Source organism: Azonexus hydrophilus (assembly GCF_905120355.1).
Lineage (GTDB): Bacteria > Pseudomonadota > Gammaproteobacteria > Burkholderiales > Rhodocyclaceae > Azonexus.
On the sequence record NZ_CAJHOB010000001.1, the window covers coordinates 80,606 to 100,976 of the forward strand.

Here is a 20,371-nt window from a genome sequence, read left to right on the forward strand (position 1 = left end):
CCATTTGCATTTGTACTGATCGGGATGACTTACGGCCATCCCGAGCGCATGCCGAGTATAAATAGCCAAAGTCTCACAAAGTGAGACTATTAATTAGCCATAAGCAAGGGGGGGGTTCTGCGGCCTGGGCCGTGTCGCCACGCAGGATCGGAGAAAATTGCTGTTCTATGGACTGACTGCCCCACCCTTGCGCCGCGCCAGCACGGTATAGACCACTGGCACCACGAACAGGGTGAGGAAGGTGCCGAGCAGCAGGCCGCCGACGATGACCCAGCCGATCTGCTGGCGGGATTCGGCGCCGGCGCCGGTGGCGAGGGCCAGGGGGATGGCGCCGAGGACCATGGCGCCGGTCGTCATCAGGATGGGGCGCAGGCGCAGTTCGGCGGCTTCAATGACGGCTGTCTTGATGTCGCGCCCCTGCTCCTGCAGCTGATTGGCGAATTCGACGATGAGGATGCCGTGTTTGGTAATCAGCCCCACCAGAGTGACCAGGCCGATCTGGCTATAGACGTTGAGCGTGCCGTGGGTTGCCCACAGGGCGAGCAGCGCGCCGGCCATGGACAGGGGGACGGTGAGCATGATGATGAAGGGATCGCGGAAACTCTCGAATTGCGCGGCCAGCACCAGATAGATGAAGGCCAGCGCGAGCACGAAAGTGATCGCCAGGGATGAGGACGACTGGCGGAATTCGCGCGACTGGCCGTTGTAATCGATGCTGTAACCCGGCTTGAGCACGCCGGCCGCGGCGCTTTCCATGGCGGCCAGCGCCTCTCCCATGGTGTAGCCCGGCGCCAGGTTGGCGGTGATGCTGACGGCGCGGCGCTGGCCAAAGTGATTGAGCTCGCGCGGCGCCACCGTTTCCTGCACTTCGAGCAGGTTGTTCAGCGGAATCATGGCGTCGTTGGCGCCACGCACGTAGATGTCGCTGATCTGCGCCGGATTGCTGCGCTCGGTATCGGCCACCTGCACGATCACGTCGTACTGCTCGCCATCGCGCTTGAAGCGGGTGACCTGGCGCCCACCGAGGGCGCTTTCCAACGTGCGTCCGATGTTCTCCACCGGCACGCCGAGATCGGCGGCTTTGTCGCGGCGCACCTGCACTGACAACTCGGGCTTGTTCAGTTTCAGATCGGTATCGAGATTGGTCAGGCCGGGGTTGCTGGCCAGCGCATCAAGCAACTGCTGGGTCACTTCCTGCAGCTCTTCGTACGAGGCCGAGGTTGCGATGATGAAATTGATCGGCCGCTCACGCGGACTTTGCCCCAGAGAGGGCGGCGTGACGGGAAATGCGCGCACGCCGGGAATGGCGGCAAATTGCGGTAACAATTCCTTGGCGATGGCCTGTGAATTACGGTCGCGCTGGCTCCAGTCGGTCAGACCGACGAAGGATGTGCCCTGACTTACCACCGGGTTGCCCGCAACCACAAAATAGCGCTCGATATCCGCCGTGCGGCTGTAAATATCTTCCAACTGGCGGGCGTATTTTTCGGTGTAGTCGAGCGTGGCGCCTTCCGGGCCATTGAACACGCCGACGATGGTGCCGCGATCCTCCACCGGGGCCAGCTCCGATTTCAGTGTCTGCAGCAGAACCGCGCACAGCGCGGCAACCAGGGCGAAGCCGACGAATACCAGCCAGCGGTGGGCCAGCGTGGCAGTCAGTACACGCCGGTAGCCGGCATTCAACCAGTTGAGAAAATTCTCGATGAGCATGAACCCGCGCGAGTGCTTTTCTTCGTGGCGCAGCAGTACCGAACACATCATCGGCGACAGGGTCAGCGCCACGAACCCGGATACCAGCACGGCGCCGGCCAGGGTCAGAGCAAATTCGATGAACAGCTTGCCGATACGGCCGGTCATGAAGGCCACCGGGGCATACACGGCAGCCAGGGTGAGCGTCATCGCCACCACGGCAAAACCGATTTCCTGCGCGCCCTTGAATGCCGCTTCACGCCGCGGCATGCCTTCCTCGATGTGGCGGTAGATGTTTTCCAGCACCACGATTGCGTCATCCACCACCAGACCGATGGCCAGCACGAGAGCCAGCAGGGTCAGGGTATTGATGGAGAAACCGAACATGAACATCAGCGCGAAGGCGCCGATCAGCGACACCGGTATGGTCACCAGCGGAATGAGGGTGGCGCGCAGATTGCGCAGGAAGAAGAAAATGATTGCCAACACCAGCAGGATGGCTTCGCCGATGGTGGTGAACACGGACTTGATCGAACGGTCGATGAAGATCGAGGAGTCGTAGGAAATATTCACGCTCATGCCCGGCGGCAATTCCGCGCTGATGCTCGGCAATTCCGCGTACATGGCCTGCGACAGTTCAAGCGGATTGGCCGTCGCCTGTTTGATGATTCCCAGCGAAACCGCCGGTCGTCCCTTGAAACGCACCGAACTGCGCTCGCTGGCGGCGCCGATTTCCACCTTCGCCACATCGCCGATGCGCACCGGATAACCGTTGACGGTACGCACCACGACGGCGGCAAACTCTTCCGGAGTGCGCAAATCAGTCGTCGCCACCACGGAAAATTCACGCGCCGTACTTTCGATGCGCCCGGCGGGCACTTCCACATTCTGCCGGCGCAATGCCTCCTCGACATCCGCCGGCGTCAGGCGATAAGCCGCCAGACGCTGCTTGTCGAGCCAGATGCGCATGGCGAATTTGCGTTCGCCGAACACCCGCACGTCCGCCGCGCCGGGCAGTGTCTGCAGGCGGGGTTTGACGAAACGGTTGGCGACATCGGTGACTTCGAGCGGCGAATGGCGGTCGGACGAAAAAGCCATCCAGATGATGGGGTTGGCATCCGCTTCCACTTTGGCGATGACTGGCTCATCGACCTCGTCCGGCAACTTGTTACGCACCCGCGACACCCGGTCGCGCACGTCGGAAGCGGCCGAATCCGGCTCCCGCTCCAGCTTGAAACGCACTGAAATCTGGCTGCGCTCGGCGCGCGAAATGGAGGTCAGCACCTCAACGCCCTCGATCCCGGCCAGCGAATCTTCCAGCGGCTTGGTGACCTGGCTCTCGATGATGTCAGCCGAGGCGCCACGGTAGTCGGTGGTCACCGTCACCACCGGTTCGTCGATCTTGGGATACTCGCGCACCGACAGCCGCTCGTAGGACACCAGCCCGAGCAGCATGATGACCAGCGAGAGGACGGTGGCGAAGACCGGCCGCTCGATGCAGATGGCGGAGATTTTCATGGCTGCGCGCTGACCGGCTGCACCGGCGTCCCGGGGCGCAACTTGAGCTGACCAGCAGTCACCACGACATCGCCGGCCTGCACGCCAGAAACGATTTCCACCTGGCCGTTGCGGCGCACGCCGAGACGGACATCCACCTTCTCCGCCTTGCCGTCGACCACCCGGAACAGGCTCGGCGGATTGCCTGCTTCGATGGCCGCCTCCGGAATCATCAGCGCCCCGGAACGCTGGCCAAAATTCAGGCGCACCCGCACGAACATGCCCGGGCGCAACTTGCCGGCACTGTTATCGAGCCGTGCCCGCACGGCAATGGAGCGCCCGTCGGGATCGATCTGCGGATTGATGGCATCGACCTGCGCCACGAAGCTTTCGTCAGGCAAGGCATCGCTGAACAAGGTCAGCCCCTGGCCGACACGCAGCCGGCTCACCTCGGTTTCCGCCAGCCGGAAATCAACACGCAGGCTGCGGATGTCTTCCAGATTGATCAGCGCTTCGCCTTCCTTGATGTAACTGCCCAGGCTCACATCGCGCAGGCCGACCACACCGTCAAACGGCGCTTTCAACTGCAGTTTGCTCAGGCGTGCCTGCGCCAGCTGCACCGCCGCTTCCTGCACCTTCAGCGCCGCAGCGGAGGCATCGAGCGCCTGCGGACTGATGAATTTCTTCGCCAGCAGTTCCTGGTTACGCTGATGCGTACTGCGTGCCAGCGCCAGACTGGCTTGCGCCTGCGCCAGTTCGGCCGCAGGAATGGCAGCATCCAGACCGATCAGCAATTCGCCACGGCGCACCAAGGCGCCATCGCGAAACCCGATGCGCACAACCTTGCCGCTCACTTCCGGGCGCAGGATGACCGATTCATTGGCTTTCAAGCTGCCAATGGCATTGGTGTCCTCATTGACAGCGAGGGCTGTGACTACGGCTGTCTCCACCGCGACGGCGGCCGGGGCTGCGGCGCCATTTGCTACGGGTGCCTTGCCCGGCGCCTGGAACACGCCCCAGGCCACATAGCTGAGCACGACCAGACCGGCAAGCGCCAGGGCAATGAGGGCGGGGCGACGGGACACATTCATCGGACACTGCTTTCTTCACTCAGACGCCGGTTCTCCCCGTGCGGAAACACCGGCAAATTCGTCTCCAGCAGGCCGGCTGCCGTTGCTGGCAGGGCATCGAGATCCCCGAGATCAATTGCGTCATCTGGCGCAAACGCGGCATGGCAACTGGCAGTTTTTTCTTCCGGTGCCGCCGCCTGCCAGCGCGCCTCGAAATCGGCGGCCAGCGCCACCACCTGCACCTGGCTGATGCCGGCCCGCAGCATGCCCAGATAATCCGCAGCGCCCTTCGAGAGATCGACAATACGGTGCTGCTGCCGCCGGCTCATGCGGTCATTGACGCGGACGACCGCGCACTGTCCGCTTTCCGGACGACGCACCGCCAGCCAGGTACCCAACGGAAAATGGTTGCTGGCAGCGGAGAATTTCTTCTTGTCGAAACGCTCGCCGGAGGCCGTGCGCCGGCCATGAAACTTGCCGCCATAAAAACTGGCCAGACCTTCGCGTACAGCCTCCACACCCTGCGCCAGGGTGATGTCTGCCGCTGCTGGGGAAGTCAGCAGCAGCGCCGATGCCAGCCCGCAGACCAGCATCCGGAACCGGGCCTGATACGGCGCGGCTTCAGCGAACCTGTGTCTGCGCTTCGTCACCCTGACGGGCCCGAATCTGACCGAGGCGATACACCGTCTCGCCCTGTGCCTGCAATTCCGCCATCGCCCGCTCGGCATCCGCCGCTGCGACCACCAGCACCAGGCCGATACCGCAGTTGAAGGTGCGGTGCATTTCCTTTTCGTCGACGTTGCCTTCGGCTTGCAGCCACTGGAACAGCTTGGGACGCGGCCAGCTCTTGCCGTCAATGTCGGCCACGGTGTTTTCCGGCAGAACGCGGGGAATGTTCTCCAGCAGACCACCGCCGGTAATGTGCGCCATGCCCTTGATCGCCACCTTGGCCAGCGTCGCCAGCACCGGTTTGACGTAGATGCGGGTCGGCGCCATGACCACGTCGGCCAGGGTTTTGTCGCCGTCGAACGGGGCATTCATGTCTGGCTGGGCACGTTCGATGATTTTGCGCACCAGCGAATAACCGTTGGAATGCGCGCCCGACGAGGCCAGGCCAAGCACCACGTCACCTGCGGCAATGGTCTTCTTGCCATCGAGCGCCTGCGATTTTTCCACCACGCCCACGGCAAAACCGGCCAGATCGTATTCACCCGGCGGGTACATGCCCGGCATTTCCGCCGTCTCACCGCCAATCAAGGCACAACCGGCAAGCTCACACCCCTTGGCGATGCCGCCCACCACTGCGGCCGCCGTATCGACATCAAGCTTGCCACAGGCAAAGTAGTCCAGGAAAAACAGCGATTCAGCACCCAGCACCAGAATGTCATTGACACTCATCGCCACCAGATCCTGCCCCACCGTGTCATGCCGATTGAGGTCGAAGGCCAGCTTCAGCTTGGTTCCCACCCCGTCGGTACCGGACACCAGCACCGGCTCCTTGTAGCGCTTGGGCACCTCGAACAGGGCGCCGAAACCGCCGATCCCACCCAGCACGCCATCGCGCAGGGTTTTCTTCGCCAACGGCTTGATCCGGTCCACCAGCGCATCGCCGGCATCGATATCAACACCCGCGTCGCGGTAGGAAAGAGAGCTTTTCTGGTTCATGGCACTATGCAGGAAGGCGGAAAAGGCGCGATTTTACCTGAAACCACACGACCTCAGGAAAACAGACGAAAGCACGCCGATGGAGAGGCTTCTTGCTACAATGCGCAACCCTGCTGCGGCAGGGGTTTTCTTTTCCCCGAGCACCGACATCATGCAAAACGCTGACCCTGCCGAACTGGAAAAATTTGGTGAACTCGCCCATCGCTGGTGGGACCCGAATAGTGAATTCAAACCCCTGCACGACATCAATCCCTTGCGTCTGGACTGGATCGAGCGCTCGGTCGGCAGCCTGAAAGGCAAGCGCGTGCTTGATGTTGGCTGCGGCGGCGGCCTGCTCTCTGAAGGCATGGCCGCGCGCGGCGCGGAAGTGACCGGCATCGATCTGTCGGACAAGCCGCTGGGCGTGGCCCGGCTGCACCTGCTGGAAAGCGGCCAGGAAGTCACTTACCGCAAGATTTCTGCGGAAGAACTGGCGGCGGAAATGCCGGACAGCTTCGATCTGGTGACCTGCATGGAAATGCTGGAACACGTGCCGAACCCTTCAAGTACCATCACCGCCTGCGCCCGCCTGGCCAAACCTGGCGCGCCGGTATTCTTTTCCACCCTCAACCGCAACCCGAAAGCCTACCTGCTGGCGGTGATCGGCGCCGAGTACATTCTCAAGATGCTGCCGAAAGGCACGCATGATTACGCCAAGTTCATCAAGCCCTCGGAACTGGCGCGCTGGGCCAAGCTGGGCCAGCTCGATCCGGTCGAACTGATCGGCATGAGCTACAACCCGCTCAGCCGCAGCTATTCCCTGGGCAAGGACGTCAGCGTCAATTACCTGATGCGCGCCGTACGCCAGGCGTACTGATCAGTCACCGCCCGGCGGCGCGTTCGCGGCGGCGGTAACTAAAGATGGCCGGCGCCACCAGCAGCACTAACAGCCCGCAGGCAACGAACAGGGGCCAGCGCACCGGCCGGTTCCACTCGGCGCGCGCCTGCGCCCGTGCGGCACCGTCCACACGCTGATATTTCAGTCCGTTGTTACCCATTTCGTTGGGTTTGCGGTTCTTCAGCCAGGCGTGCACCAGGGTGTAGCTCTTGGGATGGAAGCCGAACACCCAAGGCGCATCGCGGTGCAGAATGCCCAGCATGTCGCGGATCAGACCCAGCCGCTCGGGCGTGTTGTCCATGTTCTTCATTTGCAGGAACAAGCGGTCAAAGGCGGGATTGGCATAATTGGACGAATTTTCGCCCCCATGTACCCGCCCTTCCGGCCCGTACAGCAGGAACATGAAGTTTTCCGGATCGGGATAATCGGCGTTCCAGCCCAGGTAGTACAGTTGCACGGCCCCCTTGCGCAACTTGTCCTGGAAGCGGTTGAAATCGGTTGAACGCACCACCAGCTGCACATCGATCTTGGCAAACTGGCGGGTCAGCCAGTCTAGCCGCGATTTGTCCCCCATGCCGCCACCAGTGGTGTCGAGATTGAGCACCAGCGGCTCACCGGTCTGTGCATGACGACCATTCGGGTAACCTGCTTCGGCCAGCAGACGCCGCGCCTCCTGCACCGATTTGCGCTGCGGCCGGCCATCCACCCAGTCGTACACTTGGGGGTCCAGACCAGCAGGGCCGGCATCATAGCCAAAGATTCCCGGCGGCAATGGACTTTGCGCCGGAATGCCCCGCCCGTTCATGAAAATGGAAATGAACTCTTCCTGATCGATGGCAATCGACACCGCCTGGCGCAACTTGGCAGCCGCATCGTTCAGACCACCCACCACCGGATCCTGCATGTTGAATCCCATGTAGAAAGTGGACGGACGCACCGAAGTCAGCAAGTGGATACCACGGGCCTGCATCTCATCGGACAAGCCCACATCGCCACCGACGTTGATACGCACCGCCTGATCGAAGCTGTCGGAAGAAATCCCGGAGGCGTCGTAATAGCCTTGCAGGAATTTGTTCCAGTAGGGAATGGCTTCCTTTTCCCGGGTAAACACAGCACGCTCGATGAACGGCAGGGGCTTGCCACAATCGACGAGCAGTCCAGCAGCGGCATCCTCCGCCTCGCCCTCGCAGGGATAGCGCTCACCATGGAAATTGGGATTCCTGAGCAGCACCATGCGCCGGTTCGGGTCATTTTCCGCCAGCATGTACGGGCCGCTGCCAACCGGCCACCAATCCAGGGTCAGGTTCTTTTCACGCATGCCCGGCTGGGCATAAAAGCGGTCCACTTCGCGCGGCACCGGTGCGAAGAAATGCATCGCCAGCCAGTAGGCAAATTGCGGATATTTGCCATGAATACGGATGCGCCAGGTCCGCTCATCAAGCACTTCAACACCACTCAACGCGAATTGATCGAGATCGAGCCAGGCATCGTCCGGCATGTCCTTGACGGCGCTGCGCAAGTTGTCACCTAGTGCCTTCAAGCCCACGATCCGGGCCGCCATCATGCCGTAAATGGGCGAATGCAGGCGGGGGCTGGCCAGACGCTTGATCTGGTAAACATAGTCAGCGGCACGCACCGGCCGGCTGTCCTGCTGCGGAAAATCACTGATCACCTGGCGGCCCAGCGCCGTTTCCGCCCCCAGATACAACGGTGCCCCTGACGCATCAAGGGCGAAGGCAGGATGCGGCTGGTAACGGATGCCGGGACGCAGCTGCAGTTCATAGACACTTTCAGCGATGCTGTCGGCTGCTGCATCGGCGGGCAGTTCGCGACCGTCCGCTGCGTAATAGCGGGGCTGCGGCAATTCGGTCACCGCCGCCGGCACCAGTTGGTAGGGGCGCTTCAGATAATGGTACTGCAGGGGCGGCTCGTAAATCTGGGCGGTAAACACCGCTTCGTCTTCAGTATAAGACTGAGCCGGATCGAGATGCTTGGGCCGATCGGTAAAGGCTGCGTAAAGCGTATTGGCATCGAGCGCATCCGGCGCATACGGCGTATTCCATGCGTCACCGCAGGCGGTGAGCAAAAGAAGCGTCAGTGCAGTAAGCAGTTTTCCCATGCCGGCGAGTGTAACAAAGGCTTGACCGGGGCGGCGGCCACCGAACACAATGAATCCGCCCCCAATGCAGGTTTTGCCCCGACGAGAAAGGAATCGCCATGCTCGACACCCAGATCGCGAATTTCACCCTCCCCACCACCAGCGGCCAGACATTCGATCTCGCCAGCCAACGCGGCAAACATGTGGTGATTTATTTCTACCCCAAGGACAGCACCCCCGGCTGCACCACCGAAGGCCGGGATTTCAGCGCCCTGTTCCCGGAGTTCACTGCGGCAGGTGCCGTCATTCTCGGCATCTCGCGCGACAGCCTGCGGGCGCATGAAAATTTCAAATGCAAGCAGGAATTTCCGTTTGAACTCGGCTCGGATGCCGATGAGAAAGTCTGTCAGCAGTTCGGCGTGATCAAGGAAAAGATGATGTACGGCAAGCTCTGCCGTGGCATCGAACGCAGCACCTTCGTCATCGACAAGGCAGGCAAGCTGCGTCGCGAATGGCGGGCGGTCAAGGTTGCCGGCCACGCCCAGGAAGTGCTCGATTTCGTCAACACGCTCTAATCACTCAGAGGAGTCGCATCATGGCGCGAACGACCAAAAAAGCAGCCGCCGGCAAGGGCGCAACACGCAAGCTGTTCGTCCTCGATACCAACGTGCTCATGCACGACCCGAGCAGCCTGTTCCGCTTCGAGGAACATGACATCTTCCTGCCGATGATGACGCTGGAAGAGCTGGACAACCATAAAAAAGGCGCCTCGGAAATTGCCCGCAATGCGCGCCAGGCCTCGCGCATGCTGGATGAGCTGCTAGCCGGTGATGATTCATCGATCGACAACGGCATCGAACTGACCGCACCTTCCGGCAAGCTCGCCACGGGCCGCCTGTTCCTGCAGACCCAGGCCATCGGCAATGAATTGCCGACCGCCCTGCCAGCCTCGAAAGTCGACAATCACATCCTCTCAGTGGTCATTCACCTGCAGAAGCAATTTGCCCAGCGCCCGGTGATTCTGGTGTCGAAAGACATCAACATGCGCATCAAGGCACGCGCACTCGATCTGCTGGCAGAAGACTACTTCAACGACAAGGTCCTGGAAGACACGGACATTCTGTATTCCGGTAGCCTGGCCCTGCCGGACAATTTCTGGGACAAGCACGGCAAGGGCATGGAATCCTGGAAACAGGAAGGCAGAACCTATTACAAGCTGAGTGGGCCGATGTGTCCGCAGTTTCTCATCAACCAGTTCGTCTGGATGGAAAAGGACGGCCTCTACGCCCAGGTGATTGAAGCAGCTGGCAAGAAGGCAACGCTGGAAACCCTGATCGATTACACCCATCCGAAAAATGCGGTGTGGGGCATCACGGCGCGCAATCGCGAGCAGAATTTTGCCCTCAACCTGCTGATGAATCCGGAAATCGATTTCGTGACCCTGCTCGGTCAGGCCGGCACCGGCAAGACCTTGCTGACGCTGGCGGCTGGTCTGGCACAGACACTCGAAAAGAAAACCTTTTCCGAAATCATCATGACCCGCGCCACGGTCCCGGTGGGCGACGACATTGGCTTCCTGCCCGGCAGTGAAGAGGAAAAAATGGCGCCCTGGATGGGCGCCCTGGAAGACAACCTGGAAGTCCTCGCACATACGGATGACAACAGCCCCTACGGTGGCGACTGGGGCAAGGCGGCAACCAACGACATCCTGCGCGCCAAGATCAAGATCAAATCGCTCAATTTCATGCGCGGGCGTACTTTCATCAAGAAGTTCCTGATCATTGACGAAGCGCAGAACCTGACGCCGAAGCAGATGAAGACCCTGATTACCCGTGCCGGCCCGGGAACCAAGGTGATCTGTCTGGGCAACATCGCGCAGATCGACACCCCCTACCTGACCGAAGGCAGTTCCGGCCTGACTTACGTGGTGGACCGCTTCAAGGGCTGGCCACATTCGGGTCACATCACGTTACAAAGAGGGGAGCGTTCGCGTCTGGCTGACCACGCAGCCGACGTGCTATAGTCAGCCCCAATTTCAGGCCATGGTCATGTGATTTTCATATGCCATGGCCCTTTCGATTGGATCCCGTCAGCGCCCATTTTTTAGCGCCAACACGCACGCTGGAGTCATGTTTTGAAGCGTCGAGATTTCCTGGCTGCGGCCGCCGCCCTCCTCAGTCTGGAGGCCATCGCCGCGCCGCAGAAAAAGAACCAGAAAGCACCGGCACGATCGGCCAAGAAATCCAGCAGCAAACCCGCTGCATCAAGGAAGAAAAAAACTGCCGCAACCCGAAGCACGAAAGCACCGGCTCGTCCCATCGCTCCGCCGCCTTCGGCAGAAAATTCCGTCATCGACAATCCACCTGCCGGCACCTCTGCCACCCGCCTGCCCCCCGTACGGGCAGCAGAAGTCCCGCAGCAATGGAAACAGTTCGAGATCGTCACCACCCTGAAGCTGAAAGCCAGCACGCCCTGCCGTTTCTGGCTACCTCTGCCCCTGGATCAGGATGGCCTCTATCAGCGTCTGAACAGCCATCAATGGCAGAGCAATTCACCCAAGCTCACTCTGTCCCGATTGCCCGACGGTCAGCTTGAGGTTCTGTACGCAGAGTGGCGCGGCGGCGAAGAAGCCCAACTGCAACTGGTGACCCAGATCAGCACGGCTGACCGCCAGTTCGACATCACCCGGCGCTCCATGGCACCGGAGCGCGAGGACATTCTGCGGCGGGCCTTGCAGGCAAGCGAAAACATTCCCAATGAGGGCCCGATTCGCCAATTGGGTGAACGCATCATCGGCCGCATCAAGGACCCAGTCGCGCAAGCCAAGGCAATCTATGACTGGATTACCGAAAACTGCCTGTACAACAGCACCCTGGCCGGCTGTGGCAGCGGCAACGTCAACCAGCAACTGAGCAGCGGCATTTACGGTGGGCGTTCAGCCGACATCAACGGGCTGTTCGTTGCCTTGTGCCGCAGCATGGGCATACCAGCCCGTACCGTTCCCGGTCTGCGCATCGGGCCCTCGAAACTGCTGCACAGTCTGGGTATCAACAATGGCGATGCCACACACGCCCAGCACGTCCGTGCCGAATTCTATGTTCCCGGTTATGCCTGGATTCCCACCGACCCCAGCGACGTCTGCCGTGCCATTGCCCGCGAATCGATGGGGCCGCACGATAGCCGCCTGGATGCCCTCAAGCGCGTCCTGTTCGGTGTCTGGGAGATGAACTGGATCGCCTTGAACAACGGCAACGATCTTCTGTTACCCGGCGACAACGCGCGCCAGGCATTTTTTGCGCACCCGAAAGTGCTGCTTGATCAGCAAGCGCTGGATAGCCTCAACCCGCTGTTCACGCCGTACACCATCAGTACCCGCAGCCTCTGAGGCCAGTTCTGGTTCTGTGTGCTGCCAGCGTCCACTGCTGGTAGCAGCGCAGCAATCAGTCGCGAGCTTCCCGGTATCCGCCGCCCGCCAGGTTCTCGAAACGGGTGTATTCGCCGAGGAAGGCCATGCGCACGGTGCCGGTTGGACCATTACGTTGCTTGCCGATGATGACTTCGGCAATCCCCTTGTCGGGCGAATCTTCCTTGTAATACTCGTCACGGTACATCATCAGGATCACGTCAGCATCCTGCTCGATGGCGCCTGATTCGCGCAAGTCAGACATCATCGGACGCTTGTCGGTACGTTCTTCGACTTTCCGCGACAGCTGTGACAAGGCAACAATGGGCACCTGCAGCTCTTTCGCCAGCGACTTGATCGAACGGGAGATTTCCGAAACCTCGGTCGCGCGGTTCTCTCCTTGTTTGTTGCCACTCATCAGCTGGATGTAGTCAATCACCAGCAGCCCCAGCTTGCCACCGTACTGGCGCGCCAGCCGGCGGGCACGGGCACGCAGGTTAGCCGGGGTAAGGCCACCGGTCTCATCGATGTAGATGGGCGCTTCGTGCAACTTACCCAGGGCAAACGACAGGCGCGACCATTCATCATCGGTCATCCGCCCGGTACGCAGGCTTTGTGAATTCAGACGCCCGATCGATGCCAGCATCCGCATCGCCAACTGCGCTCCCCCCATTTCCATGGAAAACACACCGACTGGCAGCCCGGTATCAACAGCTACGTTTTCGGCAATATTCAGCGCAAACGCTGTTTTACCCATCGAGGGGCGGCCGGCGACAATGATCAGATCACCGGGCTGGAAACCAGACGTTTTCTGGTCCAGATCGACAAAACCCGTCGGGACCCCGGTAATGTCAGATGGATTATCACGGTCGTGTAATTCCTGAATCCGCTCCACCACCTGCGTAAGCAGCGGATTGATGTGCACGAAGCCTTCGGCATGTCCGGCACCGGCTTCGGCAATCTTGAAAATCTTTGACTCAGCCTCATCGAGCAAGGTGGCCGCATCACGCCCGAGTGGGTTGAGTGCATCCGTCGCAATTTCATCGGCGGTCGCCACCAGCTGGCGCAACACGGCGCGTTCGCGCACGATCTCGGCATAACGACGAATATTGGCGGCCGAAGGGGTGTTCGCCGCCAGTTCGCCAAGGTAGGCAAGGCCTCCTGTCTGGTCATTTTCACCCGCAGCGTCGATGGCCTCGGCAACCGTCACCACGTCGGCTGGCTTGGCTTTTTCCAGCAACCCACGGATTTGACGGAAAATCCGGCGGTGTTCATCGCGATAAAAATCGCTTTCCGTCACTTGATCGCCAATCCGATCCCAGGCATTGTTGTCGAGCAGCAACCCACCCAGAACCGACTGCTCAGCCTCAATCGAATGCGGTGGCACACGCAACAGCTCCAGCGATGGATCTTTAGTTTTGGGTTTGCTGGTACGGGTATTCATCAAAGGGTCCGGAAATTAAAAAGGCCCCGCGTCGCGGGGCCTTGCAGCGTAAGTGAAAGCGCCTTATTCGGCAACCACATTCACGGTCACTGTTGCCAGCACATCGGTGTGCAGAGCCACTTCAACCGGAAACTCACCGATCATCTTGAGCGGGCCTTCCGGCAGGCGGACAGCAGATTTGTCAACATCGAAACCGGCGGCCTTGAGTGCCTCGGCGATATCCGCATTGCCCACAGAACCAAACAGACGGCCATCCATTGCCGACTTGCGGGCAACGGAAACTGCAGCGCCATTCAATTTGTCGGCGACAGCCTGGGCAGCAGCCAGCTTCTCGGCAGCAAGCTTTTCCAGTTCGGCACGACGGGCTTCGAACTCAGCCAGAGCCGCCGGCGTGGCGCGCTTTGCTTTTTTCTGTGGAATCAGGAAGTTACGAGCGTAACCATCCTTGACCTTGACCACTTCACCGAGGTTACCAAGGTTCAGGACCTTTTCGAGCAGAATGATTTGCATGTGTCGTCTCCTCGATTACTGATGGTTGTCGGTATAGGGCAACAGTGCCAGGAAGCGGGCACGCTTGATGGCGGTACCCAGCTGACGCTGATAGCCAGCCTTGGTGCCGGTCAGACGAGCCGGCATGATCTTGGCGTTTTCCTGGATGTATTCCTTGAGCACATCGACATCCTTGTAGTCGACCTGCTCAACCTTTTCTGCCGTGAAGCGGCAGAATTTGCGGCGCTTGAAGAGGCTGCTGCCGCGACGTTTTTTCTTGTCATCAAGTTTTTTCTTGAAGAATCGTGCCATTTTCGTTTCCTTCCAAATATTCAATCATCTGTGCGTGCAGGACGGGGGTTTTGCTGTGACGGCTGCGGGCCGCGAGAAAGCCTTCGACTTTAACCCCGCCACCGAGTGACCCCGCTGCCAGAACCTTGGCCAGATCACCGAGTGCCACTACCGCCAACTCGACTTCTACCTGCCGCTCACCGCCATTTTCATGCAGCTGTGAACGATGTTGTAGCCGTGCTTCGCTGACCGCAACCCCAGCCGGGGTATAGCGCATTGGCTTGCGCTCGATCAGGTTGCCAGACAAAACAATGGTATTCAGTCGTCCTCCGTCCAAACGCCAATCAGGCTGCTTCAGCCGCCGGCTCAGCCTCACCCGCGAGCAGGGGTTTCGACTTCTCTTCCTTCATCATCGGCGAAGGCGAGGTCACTGCCGCTTTCATCTTGATGGTCAGATGACGCAGCACGGCATCGTTGAACTTGAAAGCGAGCTCGAGTTCATTCAGCGTTTCACCATCACACTCGATGTTCATCAGCACATAGTGTGCTTTGTGGATTTTCTGGATCGGGTAAGCCAGTTGACGGCGACCCCAGTCTTCCAGACGGTGCACCGAGCCACCTTTGGCGGTGACGATGGCACGATAACGGTCGACCATGCCGGGCACTTGTTCGCTCTGGTCCGGATGGACGATAAAGCAGATTTCATAATGACGCATGAATGCTCCTTTTGGGATAAACCCTCCGTCATGCGAACGGTAGGGCAAGGTGGAAAACGTGGGATTTTACCACCCATACCAAATCATCGAAACAGATTTCGCGATTTTTCTGCAAAAAACCCGTATTACCCCAAGAAGTGTCTCAGCTAGTGCTCGATGCTGTGACGCAAGCGCAAGCTCGCTGGCAGCCATCCGGATCAAGCATCGGCCAGCTCTCGCTCAATGTTGAGTTCTGTTTCCTTCAACTCAATCAAGAAGAGGATATCCTCCACCACAGGCAAAGGAAAACCTTGGCGCTGACCACTACGATTGTCACGCAACAACTGCTGCATGTAATCAAGAACCTCGGGCGAGGACCACTGCTTGGTCAAGGCGGCCACAATCCGCGGCATATCCTCCACACTGCGCGCACGATCCGACGACTGCGCCGCATCGACAATCGCGACATCCTCCGGCGCAGACCCGGATGAACCATTCTCGGTTGGTTCCCACGGCTGAATTTCCACATTGAAATGCTGATTCAGGTTGCTGGCCACGGCATCGAACTCTTCCCGCATGTTGGCCATGCGGTACACCTCCAGCAACCGCACCCAAGGCTGCAATGCCTCTTGTGGGTTATTGTCGATGTATTCCTGCAGCGCTTGCGCCGCACCCTTGACCCGCCCGAAGGACAGCATGATGTCAGCCAGTTCCATCACTGGATTGGCTTCGAAGTGCTCATCAACCGTAGTCGGGTTGATCGAGAAAATGGAATCACCTGGACGCGGTTGCGGCTTAGCTGGCACCACCGGGGCAACACTTGCTGTACCGCCAAGTTCAAAATCCACGGGCAAGGGCTTGTTAGCAGCTGCCGGCTCCAGATGCAAATCAACCTGCTGCGCTACCGCACGGGAAGGAACACTCAATTCAGCCTGACGCGGCGCATCCACCAAAGGTTCGGCATGCAGAAGACCAGCGTTGTCCGCGTCCCTGGCTTGGCGCTGCCGCCAGTACAGCCCGCCGGCCAGAAGCAATACCAACGCCAGCAGCAAACCGTACCACCCCCAGTCCGACGACGCCTCTTCCAGCGGAGCCGCTGGCACAGCAGCCGCTTGCGGCAACGGCGCATCCTCAACAGCTGCAGCACGTGCCTGCAAACCTGCCGCCCGCCCCTGCAGATCAGTCAAGGCGGCTTCCATGCTGCGCAGCTTTTCCGCTACCGCCAACTGATCGGTGGCACGCTCATGCAGAGCTGCCAGCATTCGATACTCGAGACGTAGTGCTTCGCGCTGTTCCTGAGTGAATGCAGTTTCACGCAGCATGTGCTCGCCAAGCACCATGGACAGGCGCAAAGATGCCTCGCCGCCATCGTCATTTGCTGAGAGAAAGAAGCGGTCGCCGCCACCCTGCGTTGCGGCAGCAAGCGGCTGATGCACCACCTGCCCCCCCACCGTGGAGAGCTGCTGGTCTCCAGCGAGAGGCAACACTGGCACCGCCTGCGCCCGCGATGCGGCACGCCGTACCTCACTGCGTTCTCGCTTTCTGCGCGAAACTGGCAATTTTTCCGCCACATCCTGCGTGGTCACTGCTGGCACAGATTCTGTCAGAACGGGATTGGCGAGAAGCGTGTATTCACGATAAAGATCATTGCCGCAACCTAGATCGATTGCCACCTGAAACAACGGCTCACGCACCACGTCCGAGCGCAGGCGCAAGCGCGGCGACTTACCTGGAACGACCTGAACATCAGCCTGCTTCACCCAGGGCAAATCTTCCCCGGAGCGGGGCTTCACCACCCGAAAACAACTGCCATCCGGGACAGCTCCGTCGACCCCAAGCAGGGGAATGCTGAGATCGAGGCGTTGCCCGAGAACCGGCTCCTGGCGCGGCTCTCCCAGGCCAACGGCCAGCGCCACTGACGGCAACACCAGCGCACCGCCAAGAAACAGAATATGTGCAAGCTTTTGCTTCAACGAAGCACCTCTAATGACGCATAAATATATCCGGCGATTATAACGGCTATTTATGAAAAATGTAGTGCGCATCATCAAACGACCCAACCCAATGCGGACGGTAGATGACGAAAACTGTCAGCACTCCACCTGACAGCCAGGCTTCAGAAAATGCCAGAAGCAGAAAATACGGCAAATATTCTTCAAATAGATAGAGCAAGGGGTAAGCGCCCCCCAACCCCAGTAGCAAGGTCGAAACCAGACCAACACCCAGAATTACCGCGCCGCCGCACAGAAAGGCATTGACGAATATGTAAACGAAATAATTTCTCGGCAAGCGCACAGCCAGCAACCGGAACAACCCATGACTCAGCGCAACGCCAACCCCCGCCAGCAGCAAGGCATTCGCCGCATAAGAAAACCAGGCGCCGCCGTCGTTCAGGCTGGTGCACAACAGGACGACGGCCAATCCAACCAGTGCCAGATGGGGACCGAAAACCAGGGTGAACACATTGGCACCCAGCAGATGCAGGCTCAACCCTTCCTGGGCACTGGCTTTCATCGTCCACAGCAGAACCAGAGCGACGATCAATCCCAACCATAGATTGGACTGCTCGGAATCCACCAGACGCTTCCAGGGCGCGCGCCAAACAGAATGGGCGAAAAGAGGTATCCAGACGAGCCATGCCGCCCAGTACCACGTTTCGCCCAACAGGTTATCAGTCAGATTCACACGGGCATTTTAGCCCAGCGCGCGCTCCAACTGCGGCACCACTTCAAACAAATCGGCCACCAGACCGTAATCGGCCACTTGGAAGATCGGCGCATCAGGATCCTTGTTGATCGCCACGATCACCTTGGAGTCCTTCATGCCAGCGAGATGCTGAATGGCACCGGAAATACCAACCGCGACGTAAAGCTGCGGCGCCACAACCTTGCCGGTTTGCCCGACCTGATAGTCGTTCGGGACAAAGCCGGCATCAACTGCAGCACGACTGGCGCCGAGCGCAGCGCCCAGCTTGTCGGCCAGCGGATCAAGCAATTTGTGGTAGTTGTCACCACTGCCAAGGCCACGACCACCGGAAACGATGATCTTTGCTGCGCCGAGTTCCGGACGTTCAGACTTGGTGAGTTCCCGCCCCTGCAGCTGCGTGCAGCCAACATCGGCCGCTGCCGCCAGCACTTCGACCGGTGCGCTATTACCTGCGCCCACGGCATCGAAGGCTGTAGTACGCACGGTAATGACCTTGATCTTGTCCGCACTTTGCACGGTGGCCATGGCATTGCCGGCATAGATCGGGCGCACGAAGGTATCAGCGCTTTCAACCGCCGTGATTTCCGAGATCTGAGCCACATCGAGCAGGGCCGCCACGCGCGGCAGCACGTTCTTGCCGAACGTGGTGGCCGGCGCAAGGATGTGGGAATAGGCGCCTGCCTGCGCCACTACCAAGGCCGCAACGTTTTCGGCGGTCTGATCGGCATAGTGCGCAGCATCAGCCACCAGCACCTTGCTCACGCCCTGCAGGGTAGCCGCCTGCGTAGCGGCGGCCGCACACCCTGCCCCGGCGACGAGCACATGAATATCGCCACCAAGCTTTGCCGCTGCAGCCAGGGTATTGAGGGTGGCAGCCTTGACGCTTTGCTGGTCGTGTTCGGCAATTACAAGAATCGTCATGTCAGATCACCTTCGCTTCATTTTTCAGTTTATTCACCAACTCAGCCACATCTGCGACCAGCACACCGGCGGAACGCTTGGGCGGCTCGACCACTTTCAGGGTGGTCAGACGCGGTGCCACATCGACACCGAGCGCGTCCGGCTTTACGGTATCCAGCGGCTTCTTCTTTGCCTTCATGATGTTGGGCAGGGTGGCATAGCGCGGCTCATTCAGACGCAGGTCAGTCGTCACCACCGCCGGCAGAGACATCGACAAGGTTTCCAGGCCACCGTCGATTTCGCGCGTTACCGTCGCCTTGCCGTCAGCCAGCACAACCTTGGAAGCAAAGGTCGCCTGCGGCCAGCCCGCCAGAGCTGCCAGCATCTGGCCGGTCTGGTTGGAATCATCGTCGATGGCCTGCTTGCCACAAATCACCAGCTGCGGCGCTTCCTTGTCGCACAGTGCCTTGAGCAGCTTGGCCACAGCCAGGGGTTGCAGGTCGGCATCACTTTCGACCAGGATGCCGCGATCGGCACCGATGGCCATGGCTGTGCGCAGAGTTTCCTGGCATGCCGCCGGACCGCAGGACACAACCACCACTTCCGTTGCCACACCGGCTTCCTTCAGCCGCACCGCTTCTTCGACGGCGATTTCGTCAAACGGGTTCATGCTCATCTTGACGTTGGCCAGATCGACACCGCTGCCGTCCGCCTTGACCCGGACCTTGACGTTGTAATCGATGACCCGCTTGACGGGAACGAGAATTTTCACTGACATCTCCTTTGGCTGTACTGCCCGATTTTTTGAATAGACTGCCTGCTGCTGGATGTTGCTCGACGGTTTGACAGGCAGCTTGGCAAACCGCAGAATCCCCATACCGTATAGTATGGAAGAGCATACGTTAGTGTATGAAAAAACATGCTGTCAAGCCACTCCCGCAAACGCCATCATGCCACCCCGTAAAACAGGCGGAAAAACGCCCGGCCTGACGCGCCAATCGCTGGACCGAGAGGACTGGGTGCGCGCTGCCCTCAATCTCCTGGCCGAAGAAGGGATCGCCGGGGTCCGTATCGAAGTTCTGGCCAAACGCTGCGGCGTCACCAAGGGCAGCTTCTACTGGCACTTCAAAGATCGTCAAGCCCTGCTCGAAGCCGCCCTGGAAACCTGGTCTGCCGGACGTATCCGTGACATCGAGAAAAACACCTCGGTCATCCCCGGCGCCGAAGCGACTCAACTGCGCCACGCCATCGACTGGTACAGCGCCAACCGCAATCGCAAGGGCATGGCGATCGAGCTGGCCGTCCGCGACTGGGCCCGCCACGACAAGCGCGCCGCCGCCAGTGTAGAGGCCGTCGATCTTTATCGACTACGCTGTACCGAACGCCTCCTGCTTGCTGCGGGAACACCCGCAGCGGATGCAAAAAGCCGCAGCTTGCTGCTCTACGCGTGCACCTTTGGTCTGTCACTCATGCACTACGCCTCCTTTGCTGACGACCCCACCAGACTGAGGGAACAGATCAGCGCCTACCTGGTAAGCCAGTGAGTC

At 59.9% G+C, this 20,371-nt stretch carries 19 protein-coding genes; 5 read left to right on the forward strand and 14 right to left on the reverse strand.

Features of this window, described 5'->3' with window-relative positions:
* Positions 1-165: 165 nt before the first annotated feature.
* From JYJ39_RS00350 to purM, 4 genes are read right to left on the reverse strand one after another with little or no spacing between them, the layout of a single operon-like run.
* The gene (locus tag JYJ39_RS00350; RefSeq protein WP_205201029.1) at positions 166-3,207 is read right to left on the reverse strand and encodes an efflux RND transporter permease subunit; all 3,042 of its coding nucleotides are present in this window, start codon (positions 3,205-3,207) and stop codon (positions 166-168) included.
* On the reverse strand, positions 3,204-4,277 hold the full coding sequence (locus tag JYJ39_RS00355) for an efflux RND transporter periplasmic adaptor subunit (RefSeq protein ID WP_205201031.1): 1,074 nt from the start codon (positions 4,275-4,277) through the stop codon (positions 3,204-3,206). The genes JYJ39_RS00350 and JYJ39_RS00355 overlap by 4 nt, the downstream gene beginning before the upstream one ends.
* Positions 4,274-4,849, reverse strand: a complete 576-nt coding sequence (locus JYJ39_RS00360) for a septal ring lytic transglycosylase RlpA family protein (RefSeq protein ID WP_205201033.1) — start codon at positions 4,847-4,849, stop codon at positions 4,274-4,276. The genes JYJ39_RS00355 and JYJ39_RS00360 overlap by 4 nt, the downstream gene beginning before the upstream one ends.
* A gap of 28 nt (positions 4,850-4,877) precedes the next feature.
* Positions 4,878-5,921, reverse strand: a complete 1,044-nt coding sequence (gene purM, locus JYJ39_RS00365; protein WP_205201035.1) for a phosphoribosylformylglycinamidine cyclo-ligase — start codon at positions 5,919-5,921, stop codon at positions 4,878-4,880.
* Positions 5,922-6,072: 151 nt separating this feature from the next.
* Between purM and ubiG the strand changes: the two genes are divergently transcribed.
* Positions 6,073-6,777, forward strand: a complete 705-nt coding sequence (gene ubiG, locus JYJ39_RS00370) for a bifunctional 2-polyprenyl-6-hydroxyphenol methylase/3-demethylubiquinol 3-O-methyltransferase UbiG (RefSeq protein WP_205201037.1) — start codon at positions 6,073-6,075, stop codon at positions 6,775-6,777.
* A gap of 4 nt (positions 6,778-6,781) precedes the next feature.
* Here the strand turns inward: ubiG and JYJ39_RS00375 are convergent, their stop codons facing one another.
* Entirely contained in the window at positions 6,782-8,917 is a 2,136-nt protein-coding gene (locus JYJ39_RS00375) for an ABC transporter substrate-binding protein (protein ID WP_205201039.1), read from the reverse strand.
* Positions 8,918-9,015: 98 nt separating this feature from the next.
* Here JYJ39_RS00375 and JYJ39_RS00380 point away from each other — a divergent pair, with 98 nt between their 5' ends.
* The 3 genes from JYJ39_RS00380 to JYJ39_RS00390 all read left to right on the forward strand — a co-directional run bounded on the left by JYJ39_RS00380 (position 9,016) and on the right by JYJ39_RS00390 (position 12,281).
* On the forward strand, positions 9,016-9,471 hold the full coding sequence (locus tag JYJ39_RS00380; RefSeq protein ID WP_205201041.1) for a peroxiredoxin: 456 nt from the start codon (positions 9,016-9,018) through the stop codon (positions 9,469-9,471).
* A gap of 20 nt (positions 9,472-9,491) precedes the next feature.
* Positions 9,492-10,919: a PhoH family protein gene (locus JYJ39_RS00385; protein WP_205201043.1), complete on the forward strand. Its 1,428-nt coding sequence runs from the start codon at positions 9,492-9,494 to the stop codon at positions 10,917-10,919.
* 111 nt (positions 10,920-11,030) lie between these two features.
* Positions 11,031-12,281 (forward strand): transglutaminase-like domain-containing protein, encoded by a 1,251-nt coding sequence (locus tag JYJ39_RS00390; RefSeq protein ID WP_205201045.1) that lies wholly within the window; start codon positions 11,031-11,033, stop codon positions 12,279-12,281.
* A 55-nt stretch (positions 12,282-12,336) separates the two neighbouring features.
* Here the strand turns inward: JYJ39_RS00390 and dnaB are convergent, their stop codons facing one another.
* The 9 genes from dnaB to JYJ39_RS00435 all read right to left on the reverse strand — a co-directional run bounded on the left by dnaB (position 12,337) and on the right by JYJ39_RS00435 (position 19,596).
* Entirely contained in the window at positions 12,337-13,743 is a 1,407-nt protein-coding gene (dnaB, locus tag JYJ39_RS00395; protein WP_205201047.1) for a replicative DNA helicase, read from the reverse strand.
* 63 nt (positions 13,744-13,806) lie between these two features.
* On the reverse strand, positions 13,807-14,253 hold the full coding sequence (rplI, locus tag JYJ39_RS00400) for a 50S ribosomal protein L9 (protein WP_205201049.1): 447 nt from the start codon (positions 14,251-14,253) through the stop codon (positions 13,807-13,809).
* Between the two features lie 15 nt (positions 14,254-14,268).
* Complete coding sequence (gene rpsR, locus JYJ39_RS00405) at positions 14,269-14,544, reverse strand: 30S ribosomal protein S18 (RefSeq protein ID WP_205201051.1); 276 nt, start codon at positions 14,542-14,544, stop codon at positions 14,269-14,271.
* The gene (priB, locus tag JYJ39_RS00410; protein ID WP_275887950.1) at positions 14,516-14,860 is read right to left on the reverse strand and encodes a primosomal replication protein N; all 345 of its coding nucleotides are present in this window, start codon (positions 14,858-14,860) and stop codon (positions 14,516-14,518) included. The genes rpsR and priB overlap by 29 nt, the downstream gene beginning before the upstream one ends.
* A gap of 7 nt (positions 14,861-14,867) precedes the next feature.
* Positions 14,868-15,239 (reverse strand): 30S ribosomal protein S6, encoded by a 372-nt coding sequence (rpsF, locus tag JYJ39_RS00415; protein ID WP_205201053.1) that lies wholly within the window; start codon positions 15,237-15,239, stop codon positions 14,868-14,870.
* A 197-nt stretch (positions 15,240-15,436) separates the two neighbouring features.
* Complete coding sequence (locus JYJ39_RS00420) at positions 15,437-17,191, reverse strand: type IV pilus assembly protein FimV (protein WP_205201055.1); 1,755 nt, start codon at positions 17,189-17,191, stop codon at positions 15,437-15,439.
* Between the two features lie 46 nt (positions 17,192-17,237).
* On the reverse strand, positions 17,238-17,903 hold the full coding sequence (locus JYJ39_RS00425; RefSeq protein WP_205201057.1) for an energy-coupling factor ABC transporter permease: 666 nt from the start codon (positions 17,901-17,903) through the stop codon (positions 17,238-17,240).
* A gap of 9 nt (positions 17,904-17,912) precedes the next feature.
* The gene (locus tag JYJ39_RS00430; protein WP_205201059.1) at positions 17,913-18,845 is read right to left on the reverse strand and encodes an electron transfer flavoprotein subunit alpha/FixB family protein; all 933 of its coding nucleotides are present in this window, start codon (positions 18,843-18,845) and stop codon (positions 17,913-17,915) included.
* Between the two features lies 1 nt (position 18,846).
* The gene (locus JYJ39_RS00435; RefSeq protein ID WP_205201062.1) at positions 18,847-19,596 is read right to left on the reverse strand and encodes an electron transfer flavoprotein subunit beta/FixA family protein; all 750 of its coding nucleotides are present in this window, start codon (positions 19,594-19,596) and stop codon (positions 18,847-18,849) included.
* 178 nt (positions 19,597-19,774) lie between these two features.
* Here JYJ39_RS00435 and JYJ39_RS00440 point away from each other — a divergent pair, with 178 nt between their 5' ends.
* Complete coding sequence (locus JYJ39_RS00440; RefSeq protein ID WP_205201064.1) at positions 19,775-20,368, forward strand: TetR/AcrR family transcriptional regulator; 594 nt, start codon at positions 19,775-19,777, stop codon at positions 20,366-20,368.
* Positions 20,369-20,371: the final 3 nt, after the last annotated feature.

What these genes read in the sequence shown, in the direction of transcription:
- JYJ39_RS00380 (WP_205201041.1), top strand. Translation starts at nt 9,016, where the DNA reads ATGCTCGACACCCAGATCGCGAATTTCACCCTCCCCACCACCAGCGGC.
- rpsR (WP_205201051.1), bottom strand. Translation starts at nt 14,544, where the DNA reads ATGGCACGATTCTTCAAGAAAAAACTTGATGACAAGAAAAAACGTCGC.
- JYJ39_RS00440 (WP_205201064.1), top strand. Translation starts at nt 19,775, where the DNA reads ATGCCACCCCGTAAAACAGGCGGAAAAACGCCCGGCCTGACGCGCCAA.
- ubiG (WP_205201037.1), top strand. Translation starts at nt 6,073, where the DNA reads ATGCAAAACGCTGACCCTGCCGAACTGGAAAAATTTGGTGAACTCGCC.
- JYJ39_RS00430 (WP_205201059.1), bottom strand. Translation starts at nt 18,845, where the DNA reads ATGACGATTCTTGTAATTGCCGAACACGACCAGCAAAGCGTCAAGGCT.
- JYJ39_RS00360 (WP_205201033.1), bottom strand. Translation starts at nt 4,849, where the DNA reads ATGCTGGTCTGCGGGCTGGCATCGGCGCTGCTGCTGACTTCCCCAGCA.
- JYJ39_RS00385 (WP_205201043.1), top strand. Translation starts at nt 9,492, where the DNA reads ATGGCGCGAACGACCAAAAAAGCAGCCGCCGGCAAGGGCGCAACACGC.
- rpsF (WP_205201053.1), bottom strand. Translation starts at nt 15,239, where the DNA reads ATGCGTCATTATGAAATCTGCTTTATCGTCCATCCGGACCAGAGCGAA.
- JYJ39_RS00355 (WP_205201031.1), bottom strand. Translation starts at nt 4,277, where the DNA reads ATGAATGTGTCCCGTCGCCCCGCCCTCATTGCCCTGGCGCTTGCCGGT.
- JYJ39_RS00375 (WP_205201039.1), bottom strand. Translation starts at nt 8,917, where the DNA reads ATGGGAAAACTGCTTACTGCACTGACGCTTCTTTTGCTCACCGCCTGC.
- JYJ39_RS00350 (WP_205201029.1), bottom strand. Translation starts at nt 3,207, where the DNA reads ATGAAAATCTCCGCCATCTGCATCGAGCGGCCGGTCTTCGCCACCGTC.
- rplI (WP_205201049.1), bottom strand. Translation starts at nt 14,253, where the DNA reads ATGCAAATCATTCTGCTCGAAAAGGTCCTGAACCTTGGTAACCTCGGT.
- dnaB (WP_205201047.1), bottom strand. Translation starts at nt 13,743, where the DNA reads ATGAATACCCGTACCAGCAAACCCAAAACTAAAGATCCATCGCTGGAG.
- purM (WP_205201035.1), bottom strand. Translation starts at nt 5,921, where the DNA reads ATGAACCAGAAAAGCTCTCTTTCCTACCGCGACGCGGGTGTTGATATC.